Raw genomic sequence first — 23,557 nt, forward strand, 5'->3', positions numbered from 1 at the left:
AACGATCCTCATCCCATTGCAACAGATCCCACTAACATTTTCTTTCTGGGATGGAAACAAATTTCAAAACACTACCGCTTCGGCGTCATCCAGGTGGGGAGAGGAGTTTGTTGCCCCAGGCTGCTCTGGCCCTCATCTCGCTCATGGGGAGAGACTTCTTGCTTGAGGGGGGCGGCTTTGAGGAGGTTTGGGGCCATGCGGCGCAGGATGGCGATTCCATTCACTTCCTTCTACATAATTCTGACCGAGAACGACTTCCGCCGCCACTCCTTCTTTTTTGACACCGAGCAGCTCTCGCTTACGATCATGACGAGACTCGTGAGCGCTTCCCACCTTTTGCGAAGCGACGGTTGCATCGAATCCAGTTCCTGAGTGACGGCAATGCGGCGCGTCGTGACCCGTCCGTTGGCTTTCTCGCCGTGTTCGTGAGTCTGCCCAGACAGGCCACTATCCTTCACATTCTGGTTGGATGGCCATCCAGCCAGTGTTTCACGGGAGTTCGGGAAAGCACAAGGCTCCTGCCAACTATTTCCTTAGCAGGATGACGGTGCCAGCGCTCAATGGGCCTCGGGCGCGCAGGCACAGGGGGCGGGCTCCGGCAAAGCGGCGGAAGGAATAGCCTCGGCCTCGAGGTGCCCGGCGGCATATTGGATGCCGTCGTGAATCTGCTGCAGGATGGCAGGGGTCCAGAAGGAAGAGGCGTTGTGGCCGAAGTTTGTGTAAAAGACCCGGCCCGTGCCCACCTTGTGCACCCAGCTGACGGGATAATCGCCGTCCTCTTGGATGAAATGGGCCACGTTCTGATAGAGCTGGTCGGATGTTTGATTCTCCTCCTTGGACATATCGAGACTCACCAGGACGCGGGAGTGCTGGCGGTCGAAAGTTCCCTCGCGATAGAGATAAATCTCGTCCGAATGCCAGAAGCCTTGGCCGTCAAAGGCCCGGTTAAGCGGGTGATCGGGGGACTCCAGCTGAAAAGCCCAGGTGCCTTTGGGCGACCAAGGATGGCAGTAAAAGATGCCCCCCATAATCGCCACTCCCTCGGGCCAAGTGCGACAGCTATCGGAGGCGGAATGAATGCCGACCACTCCCCCGCCGGCTTTCAGATAGCTCAGCAAAGCCTTTTGCCCATCCGGTCCGATGGTTTGCTCGAAGCTGGTGGTGTTATTGAAGAGAACGACATCGAACTGAGCCAGATAGTTGGGGTGAAAATCCGCCGGGTCGTCACTGAGTGTGATCGTGAAGGCCCCGGTCCTTTTAGCCATTTCCAACAAGGCAAAATTCCCGGTCGCGATGCTAGTGTGGGGATATTGGCATTGCCAAAAGAGGAGAACGCGCGCCGGTTCGGGCGCGGGGACGGCGGCCTTTCTGGGAACCGCCTCCTGCACCTGCTTTTGTTCTGCCAAACTGGGGCCGAACATACCGACGAGGAGTTCCTTTTTCTCCTCCCAGGGCAACTTGACCCAACCGTTCGGCGGCTTGGGGGGGGCCGTCTGGGCAGCCTGCGGAGGGGCAGCCGGAATCTCGTTGAGCGTGTAATACCCCACCGGATGCCAGAGCGCGCGACCGGACTTGCTTCGCACCCCAGAGGAATCGAGACGATGGAGATGACCCTTCACGAGGCCTTCCACCTGCAGCCGCACGCGCAAGCCATCGGGGGAAACGGTTGCCCGCTTGATTACGGGTGTGCTCTGGTCCACCTCAGGGCTGCCGTAGCTGGATTGATAAATATAAGTCCAGGCTTCCATGGCGTAGCTGGCGGGGTCGCCCGCCGTGGTGGGATCGACGGTTTCGGTAAAGGTCAGCTCAAAGCCATCGGGGAGGGCCCGCATTTGCGAGGTCTCGAAGGGCACCTGGCCATTCCAGCGCACGCGCTCCAGGGTGAAGCCGCGCGTGCCCCGGGAACCCCACCCCCGGTTGGTGCCGCCCACAAAGAGAGTGCCATCGTCGGCCAATTTGCCGGGGACGAGCCCGCTCTCGAAGCCTTCTAAGAAATGCCAGGCCGCGCCTTGATAGACGCCGTTGACTTTTTCGGTGAAGACCCGCTGGACCTGCGAATGACTCTGCTCGCCAATGAAAAGCGAATTCTCGAAGGGCCCGAGGTGACCTTTCTCGTCCAAGACTACAAAGGTGGGCGAGGCCCCCATGCGTCCGTGGGGCAAGAGCACGCTGGGCGGGTAGAGTTCCGGGATGCGCGCCATCTCGGTCGGGAAGCGGCTGGGACTATTCGGGCGGGCGGGAGCCTCTTGATCCGGAATCTCAGCATAATACTCGAAGCCCGTTGGAAAGCCCAGGAAGCTACCGGGCTTGGCATGGCGCACGGATGAAGTGCCATTCCAAGTGCCCTGATTGTCGGTGAAAAAGGTCTCTCCCTCGGCATTGAAACCCACTCCCCCCGGCGAACGCAATCCCGAGGCCACGGGGGTGGTGGTGCCATCAGGGGCGACCTTGATCATCCAGCCACGCCATTTGGAACTCCCTCCCAATTGGCACAGGGCCACCCAGACATCGCCTGCCTGGTCCGGCTCGGAACCAAAGGCAAACTGGTGGTAGGTGGCGTCAAAGCCCCAGTCCTGGCTGACGATCTCGAAGCGATCAGCCTCCCCGTCGCCATCGCGATCCTGCAAGCGGCTCAAATCGGTGCGGGTAGTGACGTAGAGAGCATCATCCTTCCAAAACATGCCGAAGGAGCTCTCCAGGCCATAGGCGAAGCGCGTCCAGGAGACCTGCGAAAGGTCCTCCCCGTAGGCTCCTTCCGCAATCCAGATTTCCCCCCGTCGGGTGGAGATGGCGAGCTTCTTCTCGGGAAGCAGCGCAATGCTGCCCACCTCGGCCTCCGTGCCAGCGGGCAGTGGAATGACCTCGCGGCGGTAGAAATCGTCCTGGGTCGCGGCGGCAAGGGTCACCGCCCCGGCTAGCGAAAGTGTGGATAAAAGAGCCTTCATGGTTGAATCCAAGTGTATGTCATTGCCAAAGAGTGCTCGCCGGCAGTCAGGCCAGCGAGCGAGAGATAAAGATCGGAACCCCGTTGCTGGAGAGCGCCCGGGGCCGAAGCGGAGATCGTGAGGGCTCCATTAACCAGGAAACCGTCCTCTCGCGCCTGTAGCTCTTGGCCGGAGACAAGACGCAGCGCCCAATCACCCGCCCCCGTCGGCGGCACCGTGATGGTCAGCTTCCGCTGCAATGAAGGACTTTCCCCCTCACCGGGAAGGGGCTGATCCACGATCAGGAGCTCCCCGGCGCGATAGCGAAAGGCCGGTCGGTTCTGTTCATCCAAATCGTAGCCCAGGAAGAGCACTTGCCAATCCAGGGGAAAGGCGCGCGGCCATTTTTGCCCGGACGGCCTGGGCAAGGGGCCAATTCCCAGTCCACGCCCGAGGGAGACCACCTGTTCGCCCGCCGGAGGAGTGGCCCCGGTGCCGCGCACGGTCCAGTGTTGCCCCGCATTGATGAACTTTCCTTGCCAAAGCAATTCCAGCGCAAGGGTAGAGGCGCTGAAACCATAGTTGATCCCGCCCTCGAGACCGACCCCGATGGCCCGGGGGCTCACCCCCTCGATAGTGTTGCGATAGAGCGTGCTCCGGCCATTCTCCGGGAAGAGAAAGATATCCGGAAAATCCTTCGCATCGGCATCGCGGTCAGTGTCGGTGAGAGGATGAAGGCCCATGGAGCCGCCGCTCCGATGAAGGGCGAGCCCCCCACGGGGACCTTTTTGAAAATACTCGAGACGGAAGGAATTGGTTCCTTTCACCGCCTTGGCCCGCGCACTGGTGTGGCGGTAATGCTGACCCTGACCCTTGAGGTGAAAAACCTCCTGCCCGTTGTAAATGAGTCGCAGCCCACCCACCGAAGAGACAAAGAAATTGCTATCGTGGTCGCCGGGACTTTCCATCGTCCCTTCCCAGACAACGGCAAAATTCTCCTTCCGGCCGCCCGCTTGACTGAGGCTGATAGGGCCTTCTTCCTTTTCCTCGGACACCGAGGTGAGCTGGCTGAAATCCGGCATCTCTTCCCACTCGCCCTCATAGACGGTCACGGTCAGATTGCTCACTCCCCAGCGATGGCGGGGCAAGGGCGGGAGGGGATGCTTCATCAGAAGCTCGGGAGCGGTCCAAAGACTCTCCCGTGTTGCGTTCTCCGCCCGCACTTCCGCCACCAATTCCGGCTTCACCGCCCCGTCGCGATTCCCCCAGCTCGACCGCACATGGCTCGCGATGGAAGCAATCTGTTCATCGCTCAACACCGAGCCCTGGGGCGGCATTTGCAAGTTGTAGGTCTTGGCCCGCACCAGCACTGGCTCCTCGAGCCCATGAAGAATCACGGAAATCATGCGCCGGGCATCACCTCGCACCCACTCGCTCCCCGCCAAGGGAGGAAAAGGAGCCCCTGCCGCGCCCTTGCCATCGGGTCCATGGCAAGCCGCACAGTAGAGACCGTAGAGGGCCTCACCGGTAGGCTCTGCGGCCCGCAAGCCTGCTCCAGAGAAAATCGCCAGGGCAGTCGCGACGAGAGCCTTTTTATCAAAAAATCGTTGTTTCATGTCAGGAAAGGAAACCGGGCCGCCCGCTACGGCGGCCCCCATCCGGATGTTTCCCTACTCCCCCGAATTGGTGAGATTGGACAATTTTACGCGGAAAAGAGCGCAACCCCCTCCCAGCCCGCTCCCCGGAATGACCAAAAAAACGAGCCCAAAAAAAAAGAGCAAAGGAAAATTATTTTTTAAGTTGCTATTAAAATTAGCCCGGGCTAATTCAGGGCCATGAACTCACTTTTCTTTCGTCTTCTCACCTCCACAGGTGCTTTGGTTTTGCTTCTTGGAATCGCCTCTTGCCGGGACAAGGAGGGAGCCAAGAGCGTTGCCAGTTCCTTCTCCCACCCCTACCGCATCACTGCCACGACCGGAATGATCGCGGACATCACGCGCCAGGTAGTGGGAGGCGAGGAAGTGGCCGAAGTGACCAACCTCATTGGGGAAGGCATCGATCCCCACGCCTACAAGGCCGCGCGCAGTGATTTGCTCGCCTTGCAGAAGGCCGATCTCGTTCTTTACAATGGTCTCCTCTTGGAAGGAAAAATGGGGGACACGTTTTCCCGTCTCGGCGAGAGCGGCAAACCCGTCGTCGCAGTGGCGGAGTCGGTATTGCAATCCACCCAAGGCCCTCTGCGGGACGAGTCGGATCACCCCGACCCCCATGTGTGGATGGATGTGCGCCTGTGGATGCAAGCGGTGGAAACCATCGCCACCACTCTGATGAAGCACGACCACGCCCATGCCGACCGTTACCGGGAAAATGCCGACCGCTATCTCGCTGAACTCCGCCAATTGGACGACTATGCCCGCACCTCCTTGGCGACCATTCCGCAAGAGCAACGGGTCCTGGTCACTGCTCATGACGCCTTCGGCTACCTTGCCCGCGCTTACGGCATCGAGGTCAGAGGGGTTCAGGGTCTTTCCACTGAATCCGAAGCGGGGGTGAGAGACATCGAGAATCTGGTCCTCTTTCTAATCGACAGGAAAATTCCCGCCATTTTCGTGGAGAGCTCGGTCTCCGATCAGCACGTGAAGGCCCTGCAGGAAGGGGCCCGGGCCCAAGGGCATGAAGTTACTATTGGGGGAAAGCTCTTCTCCGATGCCATGGGGCCGGCCGGAACCTATGAAGGCACCTACGTGGGCATGATCGACCACAACATCACGACCATCACCCGCGCTCTCGGCGGGCAGGCCAGAGGCTTTCGAGCTTCCCGGAACTAACCTCCTGCCAGCGGCCCAACCTCTCCCCAACGCGCTGCCCGAGGTCGTGCGGAGGGCGAGATCTGCCCGCAAAACACTCTAACCAACATGAATATGAACACCCGCACCCAACTCCTCGCCCTCGCCTGCTCAGGTCTTGGCCCACTCTCCGCCAATCATCTCTTCGACCCCGTCGCCGACGATCAACTGCGTGAACTCGCCGCGGATCGGCCGGACGCCACCGAGAGCCCCCAGACCGTCGACGCCGGGCGTTTCCAACTGGAGGCCTCCCTCTACGACTACCGCCGCCACAAGGGAGAAGAAAGCCACACCTTCGGCTCCCTCACCGCCAAGGTCGGGCTCACGGACTCCTCCGACCTGCAATTCGTCTGGGACAGCTACTCCCGCACGGACTCCGGCGCCGAGGGCTCGGGCGACCTGACCATCCGCTACAAGCACAACCTGTGGGGAAACGAAGGTGGCGGGACCGCCTTCGCGCTCTTTCCTTTTGTCAAAATTCCCACCGGCGGCGAGCTTTCCAATGACCAATGGGAAGGCGGCCTCATCCTCCCCTTCAGCACCAGTCTGGCCCAGGGAGTGGGACTGGGGCTCATGGCGGAAATCGACTATCTGTATGAGGAAGAGGAGGGGAACCACGCCTTTGCCTTCGTCCACACTGCGGTCCTGGGCTTCGATCTCAGCGAGCGCCTGGGCCTTTTCACGGAATACATTGGCACGGCGGGAGAAGGTTTCTACGAAGCTTCACTGGCTGCCGGGCTCACCTACCAAGTCCATGAACATCTCCTCCTCGATGCGGGAGCCACCTTCGGCCTCACCGACGAAGCCGAGGACCTGGGACTCTTCACCGGATTCACCATCCGCTACTAGCGCAATCACCCCAGGTGGCAACCGTTCATTGCGGGTCGCCTCTTCCTCTGATAGAAAAATGGCATGAAGTCCTTGGCCAAAACCTTCTCTCCCCGGGGCGACGCGGCGGGGCCGACCCTCTCGGACCACCCGAAGGAGGTTCCCCTCGCGGTGCACGATCTGACGGTCGCCTACCACCGGAAGCCCGTGCTCTGGGACCTGGACCTGGACATTCCGGACGGCAAGCTGGTGGGCATCGTGGGGCCGAACGGAGCCGGCAAGTCCACTTTGCTCAAGGCCTGCCTGGAGCTCATCCCGCGCACCTCCGGCGAGGTCGCCATCTACGGCGAGCCCTACAAGAAACAGCGCCAGCTGGTGGGCTACGTGCCGCAGCGGGAAAGCGTGGACTGGGACTTCCCGGTGAGCGCCCTCGACGTCGTCGCCATGGGCACCTACCGCAAACTGGGCTGGCTCAAGCGCGTGGGCAAGCGCGAGCGAGAGATCGCCCGTAAGGCCCTCGAGCAGGTCGGCATCGGCGAGCTGGCCGACCGGCAGATTTCCCAACTCTCCGGCGGGCAGCAGCAGCGGGTCTTTCTCGCCCGCGCGCTCGCCCAGGACGCCCAGCTCTACTTCATGGACGAGCCCTTTGCCGCCGTCGATGCCGCCACCGAACAAGCCATCGTCAAGCTCCTGCAAGAGCTCAATGCCCGGGGCAAAACCTGCCTCGTGGTCCACCACGACCTCGCCACCGTGGCCCGCTACTTCGATTGGGTCATTCTGCTCAATATGCGGGTGGTGGCCTCCGGTCCCACCAGCGAGGTTTTCACCCCCGAGAACCTCGAAAAGACCTACGGAGGTCAACTGAATCTCCTCAATCAAGCTGTGCAAGCCCTCCGGGATATCACGAAATAGTTGTTCCATGATCAAACGATTCCTCTTCCTCCTCACCACCAGTGGCCTCCTGGCGGCCGAGCGCCCCAACGTCCTTCTCCTCTGTATCGACGACCTGCGCCCGGAGCTGGCCAGCTTTGGTGCCGACTACATCCAGTCGCCCCACATTGACGCCCTCGCCGCGCGGGGCCGCGCCTTCACCCGCCACTACGTGCAGGCTCCCACCTGCGGGGCCTCGCGCTACACCCTGTTGACCGGCCGTTACGGCCCCTATGGCAACCGTTCCCTCTTTGAAAGGGGGAAAAAGATCGCGGCGGGCGAAGAAGTCAGCCCCTCCCTGCCGGCCTGGTTTCGCGAACATGGCTACACCACCGTCTCAGTGGGCAAGGTCTCCCACCACCCCGGGGGCCGGGGCGGTCCGGATTGGGATACGGAAGAAGAAAAGGAAATGCCCCTGAGCTGGGACCGCCACCTCATGCCCACCGGCCCCTGGCAACACCCCCGCGGAGCCATGCACGGCCTCGCCAATGGCGAAATCCGCTCCCAGGTGCACAAGGGCAGCATGGATGTCTACCAAGCCTTCGACGGCCCCGATACCAGCTACCCGGACGGGCTCATTCTGGAGGAATCCCGCAAGCAACTGGCCGACCTCACGGACCAGGACGAGCCCTTCTTCCTCGCCGTCGGCTTCATCCGCCCCCACCTGCCCTTCGGCGCTCCCGCAAAATATTATGAACCCTACCGCGAGGCCGAACTGCCGCCCACCCCGCACCCGGAGAAGCCGGACTGGCGCTCCACCTGGCATGACTCGGGAGAATTCCGCGGCCAATACACCACCTGGGGCCGCGAGCCCAACGAGGATGCCGAGCTGGCCCTCGAGCTGCGCAAGCACTACGCCGCCTGCGTGACCTACGTCGACAGCATGGTGGGCGAGCTTCTTACCCAGCTGGAAGAAAGCCCGGCCGGGAAAAACACCATCGTCGTGCTTTGGGGGGACCACGGCTGGCACCTCGGCGAGCACGCCATCTGGGGCAAGCATGCCCTCTTCGAGGAATCCCTGCGCTCCCCCCTCATCATCAGCCATCCCGACCTGACTCAACCCGGGAAAAAGACGCGCGCCCTCAGCGAGACCATCGACATTTACCCCACCCTCTGCGACCTCGCGGGGATTGCCCAGCCAGAGACCCTCCACGGGCGCTCCCTGCGCCCCCAGCTCGAGGATCCCGCCGCCAGTGGCCAGCCTGCCCTCTCTTACAAGCACGACGTCCACTCCCTGCGCACCGACCGCTACCGCCTCGTCCTGCACGAAGACGGCTATGCCGAGCTCTATGACGAGCGCGACCGCGAGGCTAAAAACATCGCCGCTGACCACCCCGAGGTGGTGAACGAGCTGAGTGCAAAACTTCACGCCCGTCTGAAAGACAAGCCCCGCAGCCGCGAATAGCCCCCTCTTGCCTCCATGACGCTGGCCGATTTCTGGGACATCCTCACCCTCCGCAACTACAACACCCGGGTAGTGGTCCTCTCCACCACCATCCTCGGAGTGGCGGCGGGCTTGGTCGGGTCTTTCCTTCTGCTCAGAAAGCGTTCCCTGATGGGCGATGCCCTTTCCCACGCCACCCTACCCGGCATCGCCCTGGCCTTTGCCCTCATGACCAGCTGGGGCCTGGACGGCAAATCCCTCCCCGCCCTGCTCGCCGGGGCCACCCTCTCCGGCGTGCTGGGCGTCCTCCTCATGCTGGCCATCCAACGCACCACCCGCCTGCGCGACGATGTCTCCATGGGCTTGGTTCTCTCGGTCTTCTTCGGGCTCGGCGTGGCCCTCCTGGCCATGGTGCAAAAGCTCCCCAACGCCAGCGCGGCCGGGCTGGAATCCTTCATCTACGGGCAATCGGCCTCCATCGTATGGAATGACTTTCTGCTCATCGCCGCCGTCTCCCTCCTCATCACCCTGACCACCCTTCTCCTTTTCAAAGAGTTCACTCTCCTTTGCTTCGACGATGGCTTCGCCGCCTCCCAGGGCTGGCCCGCTCTCCTCCTCGATATCGCTCTCCTCGCCCTCGTCACCGCCGTCACCGTCATTGGGCTGCAATCGGTGGGGCTCATCCTTATCATCGCCTTCCTCATCACCCCCCCGACCACCGCCCGCTTCTGGACCGAGCGTCTCTCCCATCTGGCCGTCCTTTCCGGGCTCTTCGGAGCCCTCAGCGGTTGGCTGGGAGCCAGCCTGAGCGCGGCCTACGCCAACTTGCCCGCCGGGGCCCTCATCGTGCTGGCCGCCGCCCTCCTCTTCCTCCTCAGCATGATCTTCGCCCCCGCCCGTGGTGTCCTCCCCCGCTTCCTCCGCCAGCGCCGCCTGCGGCAAAAAGTCGCCCGCCAACACGTCCTGCGCGCCGCTTACGAAATCCTCGAGAGCCAATGCACCCACGAGCAGGACCCGGCCGGGGGCCACCTCGTCACCAACGCGCCCTTTCCCTTCTCCGCCCTTCTCGCCAAACGAACCTGGTCCCCCCACACCCTGCAGAAAATTCTCCGCTCCGAGCAACGCCGCGAGCACCTCACCCGCCGCCCCGAGGGCACCATCCTGCTCAGCGAAGCCGGCTTTGGCGAAGCGGCCCGCGTCACCCGCAACCACCGCCTCTGGGAAGCCTACCTCGTGACCCACGCCGACATCGCCCCCAATCACGTCGACCGCGATGCTGATATGGTTGAACACGTTCTCGAGGCCGACCTCGTCCGTGAGCTGGAGCGCGTCCTGCGCGACCGCGATGCCTGGGTCGCCATGCCCACCAGCCCGCATGAAATCGAACCCGCCCGCCCCTCCTGAGCCCTCTTCTTTCCTCGCTTTTTCCCCTCATGGACCCCATAGTCTTCTCATGAAAACTCCCGTGGACGGCACCTCTGCCATCGCCATCGAGCCCGGCATCGTCTGGATGAGCGTGGAAGATTACCTCGCCGCCGAAGAGCGCTCTCTCGAGAAACACGAATACATCGACGGCTATGTCCGCGCGATGGCCGGAGCCTCGAAAAACCACGAGCGGATCAGCCTCGACCTCGCCGTCAACCTCGTCTCCCACCTCCGGGGACAGCCCTGCGAAGTCTTCAAAGCCGACATCAAGGTCCATGTGCAAATCCTCGACAAGCGCTTCTACTTCTACCCCGACCTGGTCGTCACCTGCGACGTCCGCGACAAGGACAACTCGGCACAAGTCGACTTTCCCAAACTGATCGTGGAAGTTTACAGCGAAGGCAATCTCGCCGCCGCCCTGGACAAGCTCTCCTCCTACCGAGCCATTCCCACCCTGGAGGAATACGTCCTCATCAGCTGCGATCCCGCCAAGCCTCTGGTCACCATTTTCCGCCGCGACAACCGCTGGCAACCGGTGCAGTTTTCCGAGGGCGAGCTCCAGCTCGACTCGATCCACTACCGTCTCCCCTTCGCCGACCTCTACGCTCGCCTGTGAACTGGACTTCCTTCGATACCTCCATCGTCCTCGTGGGCGTGCTCTGCGCCATGGCCTGCGCCCTGCCGGGCTGCTTCCTCGTGCTGCGAAAGATGTCCATGATGGGCGACGCCATCAGCCACGCCGTCCTCCCCGGTCTCGCGATGGCCTTCATCCTCACCGGTTCGCGGGCCAGCTTCACCATGTTCCTCGGCGCCGCCCTCGTCGGGGTCCTCACCGCCGTCTTCACCCAATGGATTGGCCGCTTTGGCAATGTCGACCGCGGCGCGGCCATGGGCATCGTCTTCACCACCCTCTTTGCCCTCGGGCTCATCCTCATCCGCAGCGCTGCCGACCATGTCGACCTCGATCCCGGCTGCGTGCTCTACGGAGCCATCGAGCTGACTCCCTTCGACGAAGTGACCCTCCTTGGCCTCGCTCTCCCCCGCGCGGCCGCAGTCGCGGGCGGGATCTTTTTCCTCAATCTCCTCGTCATTCTTCTCCTTTTCAAAGAATTCCGACTCAGCGCCTTCGACCCCGGTCTGGCCGACACCCTCGGTTTCTCCTCCCAGCTCTTGCACTACCTCCTCATGGTCCTCGTCGCTATCACCACCGTGGCTGCCTTCGAGGCCGTGGGCAGCGTGATCGTCATCGCCATGCTCATCGTCCCCCCCGCCACCGCCCTGCTGCTGACCCATCGCCTGGGGCTCGTCCTCCTCTTTTCCTGCCTCCTGGCGGCGGCCGCCGCCCTCCTGGGTCACCTCAGCGCCATCACCGTGCCCACCTGGTTCGGCTTCGCCGACACCAACACCTCCGGGATGATGGCCACCGCCTCGGGCTTCCTTTTCCTCCTCGTCTGGCTGGGAGGTCTTGTGCAAAAAAGTCTGCACCGACGCAACCAGCCAACTCCTCACTCCACCCCTTCGCCAAAATCGCGCGACCTTCTCAGTCCCCACTGAACAAAGAAGCGCTTCCAACAGTCCCCCCACAGGGCCCCGCGCAAAAATTTCCAAGTCTCTCCTGTATTTCGCGCGCATTGTGGCAAAATACGGTGAAGAAAGTCTCCCCCGGCGACGTCTCTCCTCCACCCTCTCAATCGACCTCATGAAAACTCCTCTGCTTCTCCTCACCCTCCTGCTCTCCACCCTCCTCGCGGTGGCGGGACCGATTCTGAACATGGACAAGCTCGGCGAACAGCTCGGCGGCTGGGAAGCCAAAGGCAATCGCGCCGCCGACTACGAGCGTTCCGGCTCCAATTACCGCACCTGGAAGCCGGAAGTCACCCCCATGCCAGACGGCGGGCTCTTCATCTCCATGCGCATCGACCACTTGCGCGGACTCTTCGCCGCCGACGACCACGCCTCTCTGCAAGTGACTCTCGACAAAAAGGGGAACATCGTGTCCGCCCAATCCTCAATGGCCTTCCAAGGAAAAAAAATCACCTCCGATGCCATTCGGCAAGGGGCCGACGCCAGCACCGAGGTGATGGGCGTGCAGCAAGTCGCCAAAGTAGGCACCGATCTCCTGGCCGACCTTTCTTCCAAACTCCTGCGGGAAAACGTCGCGGAGCCCGGACGAGTCACCTTCCCGGCCGTCATTCACCACAACTACAATCTCCTCTGCCTGGCCACCGGCCTGGTCTCGGAAGCCCAGCTCCCGGCCCATCCGGAAAAAGAAGCCCCCAGCGCGCCTCTGAACCTCAACCAGGACAAAGGCACTCAGGAAAAAACGGGCAAATCTTCCACCTTGCCAGTAGGCCAATAATGGCCCCCCTGGTAAGCAGAGACTTGCTTTGTGAGGGATTCATGCGAATAATCTAGCATCAAGCGAAGTCAAATTTCTACCATTATGAAAAACTGGACCCTTTTCCGCAGTCTCGCCTCCGCGGGAGCCTGCCTGGCCGCCGGAGCGCTCGCCTCCTGCACCCCCTACCCACCCCAAGCGCCCCTGGCCTACGGAGGTCCCCGAATCTCGCCCCCGTCGGACTATCGCAGCGCGGAGCTCGGCAACGAGGGCTCAGACTACCGCGAGGCCGGTAGCGGAGGGTCGAGCTACCAGCCCCCTTCCCGCTTGAACAACAATAGCTCCGCCTCCCAATCCCGACCTGGCTACCAACCTCCCGCGCCCTCTCCGGCCACAAGCGAGAATCGCCCCGCCCAAACCAGCTCGGGAGAAATCCCAGTGGCGATGAGCAGCCTGAAACCAAACACCGTCATCTCCCCCTACCCTCCCTACAACGTGCTCGACACCACGGGAGCCAGCTCGGGTGACAAACTCTGCGACCCCTCCACCATCCCCATCGACCCCGCCACCGGCAAGCCCTACGTAGACCCCGCCACCGGACTGCCCGACGTCAAGCGGGGCAAATACTTCATTGTGCCCTGACCTCCCCAGAGGAGCGGCTCCCTACCAATCTCCCCGCTCTTCCTTGTCGAGCTCGACCCGATCCGCCCAATTGCGGGCCTTCACCTTGCGGTCGCGCTTAGCCCAGCGCTCGGTGGCCATCTGGCGCTTCTTCTGCCGCCGTTTCAGTTCTTCAATCTCGATTTCGAGGTTGAGGAAGCTCTCGTAGCGAGCGGGGTCGAGTTCTCCCGCCTCCACCGCAGCCACGATGGCACAGCCGGCATCTTTCTCGTGGCGACAATCCGAGAAGCGGCACTGACGGGTCAACTCCTCAATATCAGCAAAGCTCTCCCGCAATGTCGCCTCATCAGTCCACATCTGCACCTCCCGGATGCCGGGGTTATCGATGAGCATGCCTCCCTCCGGCAGGAGCACGAGCTCACGCCAACTGGTGGTGTGCCGCCCCTTGCCAGTGACCTCATTCACCTCACCGGTCAATAGATCATCCCGCTCAAGGAGCTGGTTGACGAGAGTCGATTTTCCCACCCCGCTGGAGCCAACCAGGGCCAGGGTGACCCCTTCCGTGAGATAGCTCTTGAGGACCTCTAGGCCCGTTCCTTCCAACGCACTGGCCCCCCTCACCTCGATGCGGGCGTCCAAGTCCTTCACGGAAGCGACCAATTCCGCCATCTCCTCCTCACTGACGAGGTCGGCCTTGTTGACGAGCAACACGCCCCGGGCACCACTCTTTCCGATCAGGGTCAGGTAGCGCTCCAAGCGGCGGAGATTGAAGTCAGCCACTGCATCGGTGACCACCACCACAAGATCGACATTGGCCGCGATGACCTGCTCTTCGGAAGAATTTCCCGGTTTTTTGCGGGAAAAAGTGGTGCGACGCTCCAGACGAGCCCGGATGATGTGCTCGTCGCCATCATCCTGCACTTCCACAGCCACCCAGTCGCCCACTGCCGGGAGCTCGGCATCACAACTGGCCGCGTGCCACACCTTCCCGCCCGTCACCACCTCCAACTCATCCCCCCCTTCCAGCCAAGCGCGAAAATTAATCTTGGTCTCCTCCACCAGACGCGCGGGCACCCAGCCCTTCTTGCGATAGGGGGCAAATTGTTCCTCAAAAAAGTCGCTCCAGCCGATTTCTTGCAAAGTCACTCGCGCGAGCCTAGCAAAAGGCAGCTCTCCAGAAAAGATTTTCGCCGAAAAGCAGTGGACGCCGTTCCCCACCCGCGCACAGTGCGCAGGTGTTTCTCGACCTCCCTCCCGGCCGCATCGAACTTCTGGCGGACAAAGCGCTCCTCTTGCCAACGACCAGAGTGCTGGTGCTGGCCGACACCCACTTCGGTAAGTCCGCCGCCTTCCGTGCCCGCGGCCTCCCCGTCCCGGAAGGTGATACCGCGGCCGACCTGGCCCGCCTCGACCAGCTGCTGGCGGATACCCGGGCCACGGAACTCGTCATCGCCGGCGACCTCCTCCATGCCCGCGTCGGCTGTCAGCCCGAGGTCCTTTCCCTCCTCCTCCCTTGGCTGGCAAAGGCCCCCGTGCCCATCACCCTGGTGGAGGGGAATCACGATGCCGCCTGCGGAAAAAACCCTCTCGGCCCCGCTCATCCCTTGCTAACGACAGTCACCCGGGAAGGTTTCCAGATTCGGCACAATCCCGATGAGGTGCTCGGCGAGTCCACTGGCTTTCACCTCGGCGGGCATCTCCACCCTGCCGTGCGCATCAAGGACGGCACCGGCCCCGGCTTCCGCACCCCGATTTACTGGCTGCGCGGCAATCAATTGGTCCTACCCGCCTTCGGCAGCTTCACCGGAGGGCAATCCTATCCCTACAAAGAGGGCGAAGACCGCCTCTTCACCCCCTTGAACGGACGGGTGGTCGAGCTGCCCGCCAAGCTTTGGTCGACAGAGAGGTGAGCCGCTTTCTCCCCTCTCAGCCCCTCCTCACTCCTCATCCGGCGGGACGAACTCGTCAACCGCGCGGAAATCCACGCTCTTTCCCGATGGGTCATCAAAGAAGAAAACGTAGGTGCGATTGACCTTCGACATCGGCCACCGCGCCGAACTCAGCGGACGAGCACTATTTCCCTCCCGAACCCCCAAAAGCACGTTGTAATAGCGCTCCTGCTGAGGATTGGTGGGCACCACCACCTTACCCTCACCGGGCTTGAGCATGGCTTGCGTGTCGCCAACTTTCCCCACCACCGTTTCCTTGGAACGATTGAGAAAGTAGAAATGACCCGGCCGAAAGCTGGTGTCATCGCTGTTGACAATCACAGGTTCAAAAACGGTGTCTTTCCCCGGGGTCAAGAGCACGATGAAGTCGCTCCCGCTCTCGGGCAGCTTGATCTTGCTCAAGGGCTTGCCGTTTTCTCCCACCGTTTGCAGGACAAACTCGCGGGCCGGCATCTGTTGCCGCGGGGACAGATTGTTCTTGGGCACGCTGAAGGGCTCGGAAGCCTCCTCAGCGGCTACCCCCACCACCTCGGGGAGATTTTTCGGCAGGGTCTGGGCCAAGAAGCGAACCTGCAGGCCCTGACTCCACAACGGGCCTACCCCAAGGAGAAACAGTGTCGATAAAAACAGTCTCATCATTACGACACTCTATTAGACTTCGGCAGGGTTAAGCCAGCGGAAAGAAAGAACTTTGAGGCGCCGGCCAAAGGTTTGGTTCAGCCGATTGCTCAAGTCGTCGGGCAACTCGTCCCGCTCATCCGCCTCTTTGACCAGATAGTCCGCCTCCCGCTGCACCTGGGCCTCACACCAGGCCTGGGCCCGCACCTGGCCGTTGGGTCCACGCGACTCCCCATAGGCTCGCACGATAAAGGTATCCGAGCGCACGGTGAGCAGCGGCCCGATGGGTGTCAGGATGTCAGCCTGCTTGATGATGCCCGGAATCCCGGTGGAAATGGGTCCATCCTCGGCGGCCGGGAAGGCCATCCGGCTAGCCGTCGCCCCCAGGACGCTCCGGTTCTCGAAGGCAGCATTCAACCCGACTTGATCGGAGTCGAGCGCGGCCTGAATGGCTCCCGCCCGGGCCAAGTCGTCATCATTGCCGACCCGGCGATTCACAAAGTCCGCCAGAGAGAGGAAAGGCCCCCGCTTGCGCACTTCGCGCACGATGCCTTCTGCCAGCGCCTCGATTTCATCTTCGGAAAGGACACGACGGCCATTCCACTGCGCCGAGTCAAAGAGAGGCTGACCCGTGCGCCCATCCGCCACCTCATCAGCGGGGACCAGAAGACCGGGAACCGGCACTCCCCCCCGCGAATCGCGCGGAGAGACCTCCCCACTCTCATCCCGGGTGGTGACTTGCGAGCCGTTGAGCGCGCCCAGCAATGCCTTCCAAGCCATCACCGAAGTGGAATTGACATTGAAAAGTCCGTCCACACTCATATAGGCCGCTACTTTTCCCACCGCCTCATCCGTGGCATTGGAACCATCGAAAAGTTGGCTGAGAACTTCGCTGGGCTCGAAGTCTCCCAAATTGGGCTGGTAGCGAACATTGCTGAGAGGCTCCTCGCCTTCCAGGAATTGCTGGGCCACCTCCTGTTGACTGCGCTTGCGGCTAAAGCCATCGGCATCCTCCGGCGCAATGGTCGAGAAGAACCAATCATCCCAAAGCGCCCGGTTGGCGAGATAGGAATGGTCCGCAAGAGCACGACGCCCGGAGATCGTGCGTTCGGTCTCGCTAGGACTCAAGACCGCCGGGGCATAAGAATTCCCAATCGCATGACTAATCTGAGGCAAAAGCGGCTCGCGGGCATTCAAGGCCGCATACCCATAAGTGGGCTGCTGGTGGAGGAAGCCATTGGCGGCAGAATGCTGCAAAGCGGCAATGGAAGCCAGCGGCTCACGCGGAATGGAATGAGTCACTACATAATTGGAACCCGAAGAGGAACGGTAGCCTCCACCGAAGAACCCTGCCCCCGATTCGCTGGTTTCCAAATTGCGATTGGTCCAACTATTCAGAGCTTCGACCTTGATTTCGTAGGGCATCCGGTCCAACTCCTCCTCAGAGAGATCGTAGAAGTCAACATGGTGGGCCTTGGGGTTGAAGCGCATGAAGCTGCGGGAACCGCGATCATTGGCCTCCTCAGTCTTGACGTAGTAGGAATACATCATGATGGGGGCTTTCTCCACCGCGAGCTGCCCCACGTTCAGGGCCCGGGTATCATCCTCGTCGAGGGTCTCAAAAACATCAGGAAAACGATTGGCGTAGAGTCGCTCCCGAGGCGGTTTGGTGCCAGGAGTATTTTCATTGCGGGATTCTCCCCGCTTCAGGCGCTGGTTGCCAAAGTCATAATCCACATACATGCCTCCCACGCCGAGACTATTGGAACCCCGATCATCGCCAATATAGACCTCATGGTGGGTTGTAGAGAAATGGCGAGTGTGGGTGGAATAACCGGCCAGCACATTACCTGCTCCGTTCCGCGCGCCCGCCGTCAAATTGTTGGGCCGGGCGCGATAGATGATCTCGGCACCACGAGGAGCCGTCACCGTCTGATTGGCGTCGTTTTTTAAGAGCAAGGCCACGCCTCCACCAAAGTTAAAGCCCGAACGACCGGCCAGTTTGTGACGATTGGAACCGTATCCCGTCAGTTTTGCTTGCTCGTCACCACTCTGGGAGAACTTGATCACTTCTCCCGGCTTAAAGGCTAAGGGATCTTCCTGCCCGACAGTAAGCGAAAGGTAATTGGAATCACTGGTGGAAAGGGAGGACATGATCGGACAGCGATAACGGCGTCCGTTCACGGTCACATCCAAGTCATAAGGCATTCCGAAATATTTCACCGTCATGTAGGCACTTCCCTGAGGCAGGACAATCGGCACATCATGAGGATTCCAAAGGGTGAGAATCGGATCAATGACCAGATACAAATCATAAGTGTCCCGCTGCCCGGAAGCTGGCCGCGCCTCCAGCGAAAATACCGCCTGATAACTGAGGATGGTAGGCTGCTTGTAGTGATGGAAATAATCATTCCGGGCGGCGGCGGGACCTCGCTCCATAGTCAAGGCAGGGGCTCCCCCGGGCACCGAACCACCGGTGGTGTAACGAGAACGCCCACTGCCCAGCTCCTTGTAAAGATTGTAATAGGTAGAGAGTTCCTCGAAATTAATTCCGTCCTCACGACCGACCCGATAAAGCGGCTCCATCGGAAAATTGGGGCGCCGGGAACGGGTATTGACCTCGAGGAACATGGAAAGGTCCTTGCGGAAGCCCCCCTGGCGCACATTGGTCAGCAATCCGGTGGAACGGGCTGCCATATCATGAAAGAGACCGTCATGGGCAGCCTCTGACGAACTCACGAACTCGAACTGGCCCCAACCCGTCATCGCCGCCACCCGGGGATCGGAAGGCTCGAAATCCTCAAAGACGGAATCATCACCAAAGGTGACGAACTCCAGAGCAGCATTGGACGCAGTCTGGTGCTCGCGACGAATCTCGGCCAAGCCCCCGGCTGGCTCCTTTTCTGGCAGAGCTACTGCGGCCTTCATTCCCTGATCGCCAGTCCACCAGGCGATGCCTCCCTGTTGCTCGGCGCCCACCGTGATCACCGGGGCCTCCACGAAGTGAACATCGTTTTCACCCACCGTGCCTTCTCCCACCAGATTGATGGAACGAGCGGCACTCTGTGGGCTGTAGGGACGGTTTTCGGCCGCTCCCCCCCGCTCGGGGGAAGACACCAGCCACGCCAAATGGCGCGGAGAAGGCCGGGTCTCCAGCGTGTCATCCCAAGATTCGTAAACCCCCGTCCAATAACGATAGCCTTCTTCCGCCGCTGGCTCGCTGCCATCGCCCGAGGCCGGCTTCTGGTCAGCCGCCATCGTGATGCGACGGTCGTCACCAACGTATTTTTGCAACTGCCCAATCGCCATTTGCAAGGCCATGCGGGCATTGGCCCGGGCAACCTGCTCGTCCATCACGGCCGCAGACGAGCGCAACACAGTGCTGGAAAGGCTGAGCAATCCCACGGCAATCAGGGACAAAAGGATGAGCATCGTCACCGTCACAATGAGCGAGAAGCCAGCTCGTTGACGCCGCAAGCACGCTCTCGGGGAAGGAAGAGGACTTTTCATGGGTTTCATAACACATCGTATTTACATTATGGTTCACACCCGTTCAATCCCCATTTTGGGTTACCCCTTGGAGGTCCACCTGACTTCTTCGGCTCGAATTCTTTACCGAGCCGCCTTTTTCAATCTCTTCCCCGTCACGCCGTCACGCCCCCCCAGCCATTGTCATCAGCATTGTGGCCGTGGTGAGTAGTGGCCCGGCCACCCCGAGGAAGAAAAAGGCCGCAGAAATCTTTCCAGAGAAAGCGTTTTCCGCCAGGCGGGAGAGGAAAAAAGGCACGAAACAACTGATCCAGCCCAGCAGAACGCCCAAGACGAGTGCGCCGAGAGACTCGGCGGGTCCGGTGGCCACCATGCGGGTGACGAAACCGGTCGCGGCCCCCGCCGACATCGCCGCCAAGTAGGAGAATTCCTCCAAGTTCACGAGACCGTCAAGCTGGCTCCGTTATCCCGGGAGGAGAGCTGTTCCAAAAAAGGCACCGCCACCCGACCCCATTCTTCCGCAGAAGGAAAACCAGCCGCCCCCTCTCCCCAGGTTTTGCGCAACATCTCGGTATCGATGATGCCGGGATTGAGGGCGACCGCCGCCAAGCCAGACGGCAGCTCCTCGGCGAGGGCCTGACTCAAGCCTTCCATGGCCCATTTGGTCGCACAGTAGGGAGCCACCTGGGCCGAGACGCTGCGGCCCCAGCCACTGGAAAAATTCACCACCACTCCCGTGCCACGCGCTATCATCAGAGGCACCGCAGCCCGGATGAAGTTGGCCACGCCCTTGATATTGACGTCGATGGTGCGATCGAAGTCCTCCCCCGTCACCTCCCAGAGAGGGCGGGGCTCGTTGATAACGGCGGCGTTGTTGATGAGCAGATCGGGTGCCTCCGTGCTGGCTGCCGCCTGAAGGCAAAACTCCCGCACCGCCCTCTCATCGCAGACATCCACCGCGCGAAAAAAACCTTCCCCCATCTCCCCCAGCCGCCGGGCACAACCCGCCACCTGCCACCCGCGGGCCTGGAAGCCCTTGGTCATCTCCAACCCCAGTCCCCGCGAACACCCCGTGATCCAAACTGTCTTTGCCATGTAGGCCCAAACTACCATTCGGCCCTTGATTCCCGAAAAAGAAAATTTGTCGGAAATGCCGTTGTTTTTCTTCGGTTGCCATTGTTGGCCTATGAAGACACAACTCATCGCAACACTCACCTTGGGGGCCTCGGCCCTCGCCTCCCTCTTCGGGCAGGCACCTTGGTCGGGCTCCCCGCTACAAAGAGGAATCGCCGCCGTCACCTGTGGAGCTCCAGCCAACGATGGCTCTGGCACCCCCATCCCTGCCGCCTCCGCACCCACCTTCGGGCTGGTCGATCTGCGCAACCCCGCCAGCGCGGACTATGGACCCTGCGGCCTGCCCGCCGCCCCTCTCTGGGACGCTTCCCAGTATCACCATGCCTCTTGGAATGCTCAAGATTTGGGCAATGTCTTCGGCATCGCACTCGGGACCAACGACGACATTTACGTGGCCGCCCACGGTCTCTACGGGACCTACCGGCCGCTTCATCACCGCTATGGCGATATTGGCGGCGGGGCATCCGATCTCAATGCCGCCGGCACCGTCTATCACATCGATGGCAGCACGGGCGCGACCACCGTTTTTTGCGTCATCCCCGGCCAACAAGCCATGCCCCTATCGACTTGGGGAAGCGGCTCGGGCCTGGTCTCGGGCCCCGGCCTGGGAAATGTCTCCTGGGACTACGATCACGATCAACTGTTCGTCACTTCTCTGGAAGATGGCCGCATCTACCGGGTAGACGCGACCGGCACCGTGCTGAACTTCCACGATCCCTTCAGCCCGGACTCCGGTGCGGTTGGCATGCCTCCCCGCAATGAACGCCTCTGGGCCGTGGAATACGAAGACGGTGCCGTCTACTACTCGGTCTGGAACGACGGCTCGGTGGGCAACCCGGCCGAAATCCGCCGCGTGGACCTCGACGGCAGTGGCGACTTCATCCCCACAACCGATACCAGCATTCTCTTTCCCCCGGGGCAAAATACCTGGGGGTCGGTCAGCGCCCCCGTCTCGGATATCAGTTTCACCCTGGATGGGCAAAAGATGATCCTCGGAGTGCGCACCATGGTCAACGACACCACCGCCTACAACCACAATAGCGGCACTCAGGTGGCCGAGCTCATCTCCGGGAGCTGGACCCACACCCACTTCATGCGCACGGGCTGCAATGCCCTCGATGGGGAAGCCTACGGCGGGGTGGCGCTGGGCGAAGAGGGAGGCACCCAAGACAACGTGCTCTGGTCCTCCTCCGCCGATATGGCGGCGAACTTCGGACCGCACGGCAACTTTGGTGTGCGCCTCTCCGATGTCCCGGTCACCGGGCAGGCCGCCTTTTCTTGGAAGGTGCCCTATATGCCCGGCTTTACCAATACGACGACCGAAGACTGGAAAGGCTCCGGCGGCGATATCGAAATTCTACGGGAACGCGACGACTGCGCCCGCATCGAAGTGGTCGAAATTCATTGCCCGGAAGACAAAGGAGCGCCCTACACCGTGGATCTCTCGATTTCCCACAACCTTCCCGACACCGAGGTTTACTATCTTCAGTTCAAGCCCTGCCCGGATGGAACCCTGCCCAGTGGGTCGACGACGGTGCAGCCCGAACCCAGCGGGATCCTGACCCTTCCCACCCCTCTCGCGGCGGGCGAGAGCTACGATCTCTCGATCACTTTGCCCGTCTCCCCGGAAGGAGGGATGGTCTACTTCAAGGTCAAACTCCTGAGTGAAACCGGAGAAGATTGTTGCCTGGAAACGGTTTGCGTCGACTTACCCGATTGCCAATGCGCGGAGGTCCTCGCCCACCGCATCGAGTGCGAGCGCGATGAGGCCACCGGTCTCATCAAATACACGCTCACTTTCCAGGTTCGGAATTTGACCCATCTCTCGCCCGCTCCCATCACCTTCACGGGTGCCACCTTCCTGCCACCCGCCGGCTTCGATCCGGCTTCGGTGAGCCTGAGCCCGACCAGCATCGCGCCGGGGGCCACCGGTGCGGTCACGGTCTGCTATCTCGGCACACCTGGCCCCCTGTGCTTCAATCTCGCCCTCCACGATGGCAGTGAAGAAAATTGCTGCGCTATCCCGAACCTCTGTGTGGAGCTGCCGCCCTGCGAAGGTCAAGAGCCCAAACCCGATACCTGCCGCTTGACCCGCAAGGTGCCCTGTTGTCCGAAAACCGGGCAGGCCATCCTGACCTACACCATCTGCAACAACTCCCTCACTCCCCGCACCTACACGTGGTCCGCCCTGTCCTTTGCCAATCCCTCCTGCCCCATCGCACTCGCTCCCGGCGATCTCTCCCCGAACTCGGGGGTCATTGGCCCCGTCCCTCCGGGTGGCTGCGCTTCGGTGACCATCACGGTGAATTGCGAACGATTGGAAGGCAACCGACCCTGCACCAACATTCAGGTCTGTGCGGAAACGGACGCCAGCCCGGAGCCCATTTGCTGCCGCGGCATCGTCTATCGCCCCAGTGGCGATACCCCCGTCATCAAGCTCGCCGATCCCACCGCCGAAACCCTGAGAATTGGCCCGGGCGAAGTCCGTCCCATGCGTTTTGTGCTGGAAAACCCGGGCGACAGCCCTCTCAGCACCAAACTCTGGCTCTTCGACGAGACCTTGCAACTGGTGGCCGTGGACCAAGAAGGCAAGCTGCGTGAGAACGAGCCCTACGCCATCGATCTGGAGCCCGGAGGTCGCCTGGAGCTGACCCACTATTGGGCCCGCAACGACAATGGCGGAGACTTGGGCTTTGCCGAAATCGAGGCCTACTTCGGGGACGGCTTTTTGGCCACCCAGCTACCCATTCTCTTGCAAGCAGGCGATGACGGCAAGACCCGCCCCTCCATCAAGAGCCTGCAAGCGCTCACCGGTCCCGAACCGGCCGTGAAGCTCGAGATTGAGACCCTGCCGGGACGCTTCTACCGCATTCAGGAGAGCCGGAACCTGCAAGACGACTGGGAAACCACCGAATGCGTGGTGGAAGGCGATGGCTATGCAAACGGAGTCTTCACCGGCACCGGCGGGGTCCTCGATTGCACTGTGCCCTGCGAAGAACTCGACGACCGGGTCTTCTACCGCGTCCTGCGCCTCGACAGCCTCGACCGCTAGGATAAACCTGCTCCGACGG

19 protein-coding genes are annotated in these 23,557 nt (G+C 61.5%); 11 read left to right on the forward strand and 8 right to left on the reverse strand.

Annotated features, from left to right (window positions below; translation table 11 throughout):
• Nucleotides 1-71: 71 nt before the first annotated feature.
• The 3 genes from JIN78_RS17485 to JIN78_RS02600 form a co-directional block, all read right to left on the reverse strand.
• Nucleotides 72-197, reverse strand: coding sequence for a hypothetical protein (locus JIN78_RS17485; RefSeq protein ID WP_267906996.1), 126 nt, complete (start codon nucleotides 195-197; stop codon nucleotides 72-74).
• A 360-nt stretch (nucleotides 198-557) separates the two neighbouring features.
• Nucleotides 558-2,945, reverse strand: a complete 2,388-nt coding sequence (locus JIN78_RS02595) for a ThuA domain-containing protein (protein ID WP_200390374.1) — start codon at nucleotides 2,943-2,945, stop codon at nucleotides 558-560.
• Nucleotides 2,942-4,540, reverse strand: a complete 1,599-nt coding sequence (locus JIN78_RS02600; RefSeq protein ID WP_200390375.1) for a c-type cytochrome — start codon at nucleotides 4,538-4,540, stop codon at nucleotides 2,942-2,944. Before JIN78_RS02600 ends, JIN78_RS02595 begins: the two co-directional genes overlap by 4 nt.
• A 219-nt stretch (nucleotides 4,541-4,759) precedes the next feature.
• Between JIN78_RS02600 and JIN78_RS02605 the strand changes: the two genes are divergently transcribed.
• From JIN78_RS02605 to JIN78_RS02645, 9 genes are all read left to right on the forward strand, one after another.
• The gene (locus tag JIN78_RS02605; RefSeq protein WP_200390376.1) at nucleotides 4,760-5,752 is read left to right on the forward strand and encodes a metal ABC transporter solute-binding protein, Zn/Mn family; all 993 of its coding nucleotides are present in this window, start codon (nucleotides 4,760-4,762) and stop codon (nucleotides 5,750-5,752) included.
• A gap of 87 nt (nucleotides 5,753-5,839) precedes the next feature.
• Entirely contained in the window at nucleotides 5,840-6,619 is a 780-nt protein-coding gene (locus tag JIN78_RS02610; protein ID WP_200390377.1) for a transporter, read from the forward strand.
• Nucleotides 6,620-6,682: 63 nt separating this feature from the next.
• Nucleotides 6,683-7,510, forward strand: a complete 828-nt coding sequence (locus tag JIN78_RS02615) for a metal ABC transporter ATP-binding protein (RefSeq protein WP_200390378.1) — start codon at nucleotides 6,683-6,685, stop codon at nucleotides 7,508-7,510.
• Nucleotides 7,511-7,517: 7 nt separating this feature from the next.
• Nucleotides 7,518-8,933 carry a sulfatase gene (locus JIN78_RS02620; RefSeq protein WP_200390379.1) on the forward strand — a complete coding sequence of 472 codons (1,416 nt, stop codon included), beginning with the start codon at nucleotides 7,518-7,520 and terminating at the stop codon, nucleotides 8,931-8,933.
• Between the two features lie 15 nt (nucleotides 8,934-8,948).
• On the forward strand, nucleotides 8,949-10,316 hold the full coding sequence (locus JIN78_RS17490; RefSeq protein ID WP_200390380.1) for a metal ABC transporter permease: 1,368 nt from the start codon (nucleotides 8,949-8,951) through the stop codon (nucleotides 10,314-10,316).
• A 49-nt stretch (nucleotides 10,317-10,365) separates the two neighbouring features.
• A complete protein-coding gene (locus tag JIN78_RS02630; protein ID WP_200390381.1) occupies nucleotides 10,366-10,953 on the forward strand; it encodes a Uma2 family endonuclease in 588 nt (195 codons plus the stop codon).
• On the forward strand, nucleotides 10,950-11,891 hold the full coding sequence (locus JIN78_RS02635) for a metal ABC transporter permease (protein ID WP_200390382.1): 942 nt from the start codon (nucleotides 10,950-10,952) through the stop codon (nucleotides 11,889-11,891). The genes JIN78_RS02630 and JIN78_RS02635 overlap by 4 nt, the downstream gene beginning before the upstream one ends.
• 145 nt (nucleotides 11,892-12,036) lie before the next feature.
• Nucleotides 12,037-12,696, forward strand: coding sequence for a hypothetical protein (locus tag JIN78_RS02640; RefSeq protein WP_200390383.1), 660 nt, complete (start codon nucleotides 12,037-12,039; stop codon nucleotides 12,694-12,696).
• An 84-nt stretch (nucleotides 12,697-12,780) separates the two neighbouring features.
• Nucleotides 12,781-13,317 carry a hypothetical protein gene (locus tag JIN78_RS02645; protein ID WP_200390384.1) on the forward strand — a complete coding sequence of 179 codons (537 nt, stop codon included), beginning with the start codon at nucleotides 12,781-12,783 and terminating at the stop codon, nucleotides 13,315-13,317.
• A 21-nt stretch (nucleotides 13,318-13,338) separates the two neighbouring features.
• Here the strand turns inward: JIN78_RS02645 and rsgA are convergent, their stop codons facing one another.
• On the reverse strand, nucleotides 13,339-14,442 hold the full coding sequence (rsgA, locus tag JIN78_RS02650; RefSeq protein WP_200390385.1) for a ribosome small subunit-dependent GTPase A: 1,104 nt from the start codon (nucleotides 14,440-14,442) through the stop codon (nucleotides 13,339-13,341).
• 89 nt (nucleotides 14,443-14,531) lie between these two features.
• Here rsgA and pdeM point away from each other — a divergent pair, with 89 nt between their 5' ends.
• The gene (gene pdeM, locus JIN78_RS02655; RefSeq protein ID WP_200390386.1) at nucleotides 14,532-15,206 is read left to right on the forward strand and encodes a ligase-associated DNA damage response endonuclease PdeM; all 675 of its coding nucleotides are present in this window, start codon (nucleotides 14,532-14,534) and stop codon (nucleotides 15,204-15,206) included.
• A gap of 27 nt (nucleotides 15,207-15,233) precedes the next feature.
• Here the strand turns inward: pdeM and JIN78_RS02660 are convergent, their stop codons facing one another.
• The 4 genes from JIN78_RS02660 to JIN78_RS02675 form a co-directional block, all read right to left on the reverse strand.
• Nucleotides 15,234-15,884, reverse strand: coding sequence for a hypothetical protein (locus JIN78_RS02660; protein ID WP_200390387.1), 651 nt, complete (start codon nucleotides 15,882-15,884; stop codon nucleotides 15,234-15,236).
• A 12-nt stretch (nucleotides 15,885-15,896) separates the two neighbouring features.
• Nucleotides 15,897-19,295, reverse strand: a complete 3,399-nt coding sequence (locus JIN78_RS02665) for a helix-hairpin-helix domain-containing protein (RefSeq protein WP_200390388.1) — start codon at nucleotides 19,293-19,295, stop codon at nucleotides 15,897-15,899.
• A 220-nt stretch (nucleotides 19,296-19,515) separates the two neighbouring features.
• Nucleotides 19,516-19,794 carry a hypothetical protein gene (locus tag JIN78_RS02670; RefSeq protein ID WP_200390389.1) on the reverse strand — a complete coding sequence of 93 codons (279 nt, stop codon included), beginning with the start codon at nucleotides 19,792-19,794 and terminating at the stop codon, nucleotides 19,516-19,518.
• Complete coding sequence (locus tag JIN78_RS02675; RefSeq protein ID WP_200390390.1) at nucleotides 19,791-20,447, reverse strand: SDR family oxidoreductase; 657 nt, start codon at nucleotides 20,445-20,447, stop codon at nucleotides 19,791-19,793. Before JIN78_RS02675 ends, JIN78_RS02670 begins: the two co-directional genes overlap by 4 nt.
• Before the next feature lie 91 nt (nucleotides 20,448-20,538).
• On the opposite strand from JIN78_RS02675, the gene JIN78_RS02680 reads away from it, so the two are divergent.
• On the forward strand, nucleotides 20,539-23,538 hold the full coding sequence (locus JIN78_RS02680) for an SMP-30/gluconolactonase/LRE family protein (protein WP_200390391.1): 3,000 nt from the start codon (nucleotides 20,539-20,541) through the stop codon (nucleotides 23,536-23,538).
• Nucleotides 23,539-23,557: the final 19 nt, after the last annotated feature.

This window comes from Roseibacillus ishigakijimensis (assembly GCF_016595415.1).
GTDB lineage: Bacteria > Verrucomicrobiota > Verrucomicrobiia > Verrucomicrobiales > Akkermansiaceae > Roseibacillus > Roseibacillus ishigakijimensis.

What these genes read in the sequence shown, in the direction of transcription:
- JIN78_RS17485 (WP_267906996.1), bottom strand. Translation starts at nt 197, where the DNA reads ATGGCCCCAAACCTCCTCAAAGCCGCCCCCCTCAAGCAAGAAGTCTCT.
- JIN78_RS02595 (WP_200390374.1), bottom strand. Translation starts at nt 2,945, where the DNA reads ATGAAGGCTCTTTTATCCACACTTTCGCTAGCCGGGGCGGTGACCCTT.
- JIN78_RS02600 (WP_200390375.1), bottom strand. Translation starts at nt 4,540, where the DNA reads ATGAAACAACGATTTTTTGATAAAAAGGCTCTCGTCGCGACTGCCCTG.
- JIN78_RS02605 (WP_200390376.1), top strand. Translation starts at nt 4,760, where the DNA reads ATGAACTCACTTTTCTTTCGTCTTCTCACCTCCACAGGTGCTTTGGTT.
- JIN78_RS02610 (WP_200390377.1), top strand. Translation starts at nt 5,840, where the DNA reads ATGAATATGAACACCCGCACCCAACTCCTCGCCCTCGCCTGCTCAGGT.
- JIN78_RS02615 (WP_200390378.1), top strand. Translation starts at nt 6,683, where the DNA reads ATGAAGTCCTTGGCCAAAACCTTCTCTCCCCGGGGCGACGCGGCGGGG.
- JIN78_RS02620 (WP_200390379.1), top strand. Translation starts at nt 7,518, where the DNA reads ATGATCAAACGATTCCTCTTCCTCCTCACCACCAGTGGCCTCCTGGCG.
- JIN78_RS17490 (WP_200390380.1), top strand. Translation starts at nt 8,949, where the DNA reads ATGACGCTGGCCGATTTCTGGGACATCCTCACCCTCCGCAACTACAAC.
- JIN78_RS02630 (WP_200390381.1), top strand. Translation starts at nt 10,366, where the DNA reads ATGAAAACTCCCGTGGACGGCACCTCTGCCATCGCCATCGAGCCCGGC.
- JIN78_RS02640 (WP_200390383.1), top strand. Translation starts at nt 12,037, where the DNA reads ATGAAAACTCCTCTGCTTCTCCTCACCCTCCTGCTCTCCACCCTCCTC.
- JIN78_RS02645 (WP_200390384.1), top strand. Translation starts at nt 12,781, where the DNA reads ATGAAAAACTGGACCCTTTTCCGCAGTCTCGCCTCCGCGGGAGCCTGC.
- JIN78_RS02660 (WP_200390387.1), bottom strand. Translation starts at nt 15,884, where the DNA reads ATGATGAGACTGTTTTTATCGACACTGTTTCTCCTTGGGGTAGGCCCG.
- JIN78_RS02665 (WP_200390388.1), bottom strand. Translation starts at nt 19,295, where the DNA reads ATGCTCATCCTTTTGTCCCTGATTGCCGTGGGATTGCTCAGCCTTTCC.
- JIN78_RS02675 (WP_200390390.1), bottom strand. Translation starts at nt 20,447, where the DNA reads ATGGCAAAGACAGTTTGGATCACGGGGTGTTCGCGGGGACTGGGGTTG.
- JIN78_RS02680 (WP_200390391.1), top strand. Translation starts at nt 20,539, where the DNA reads ATGAAGACACAACTCATCGCAACACTCACCTTGGGGGCCTCGGCCCTC.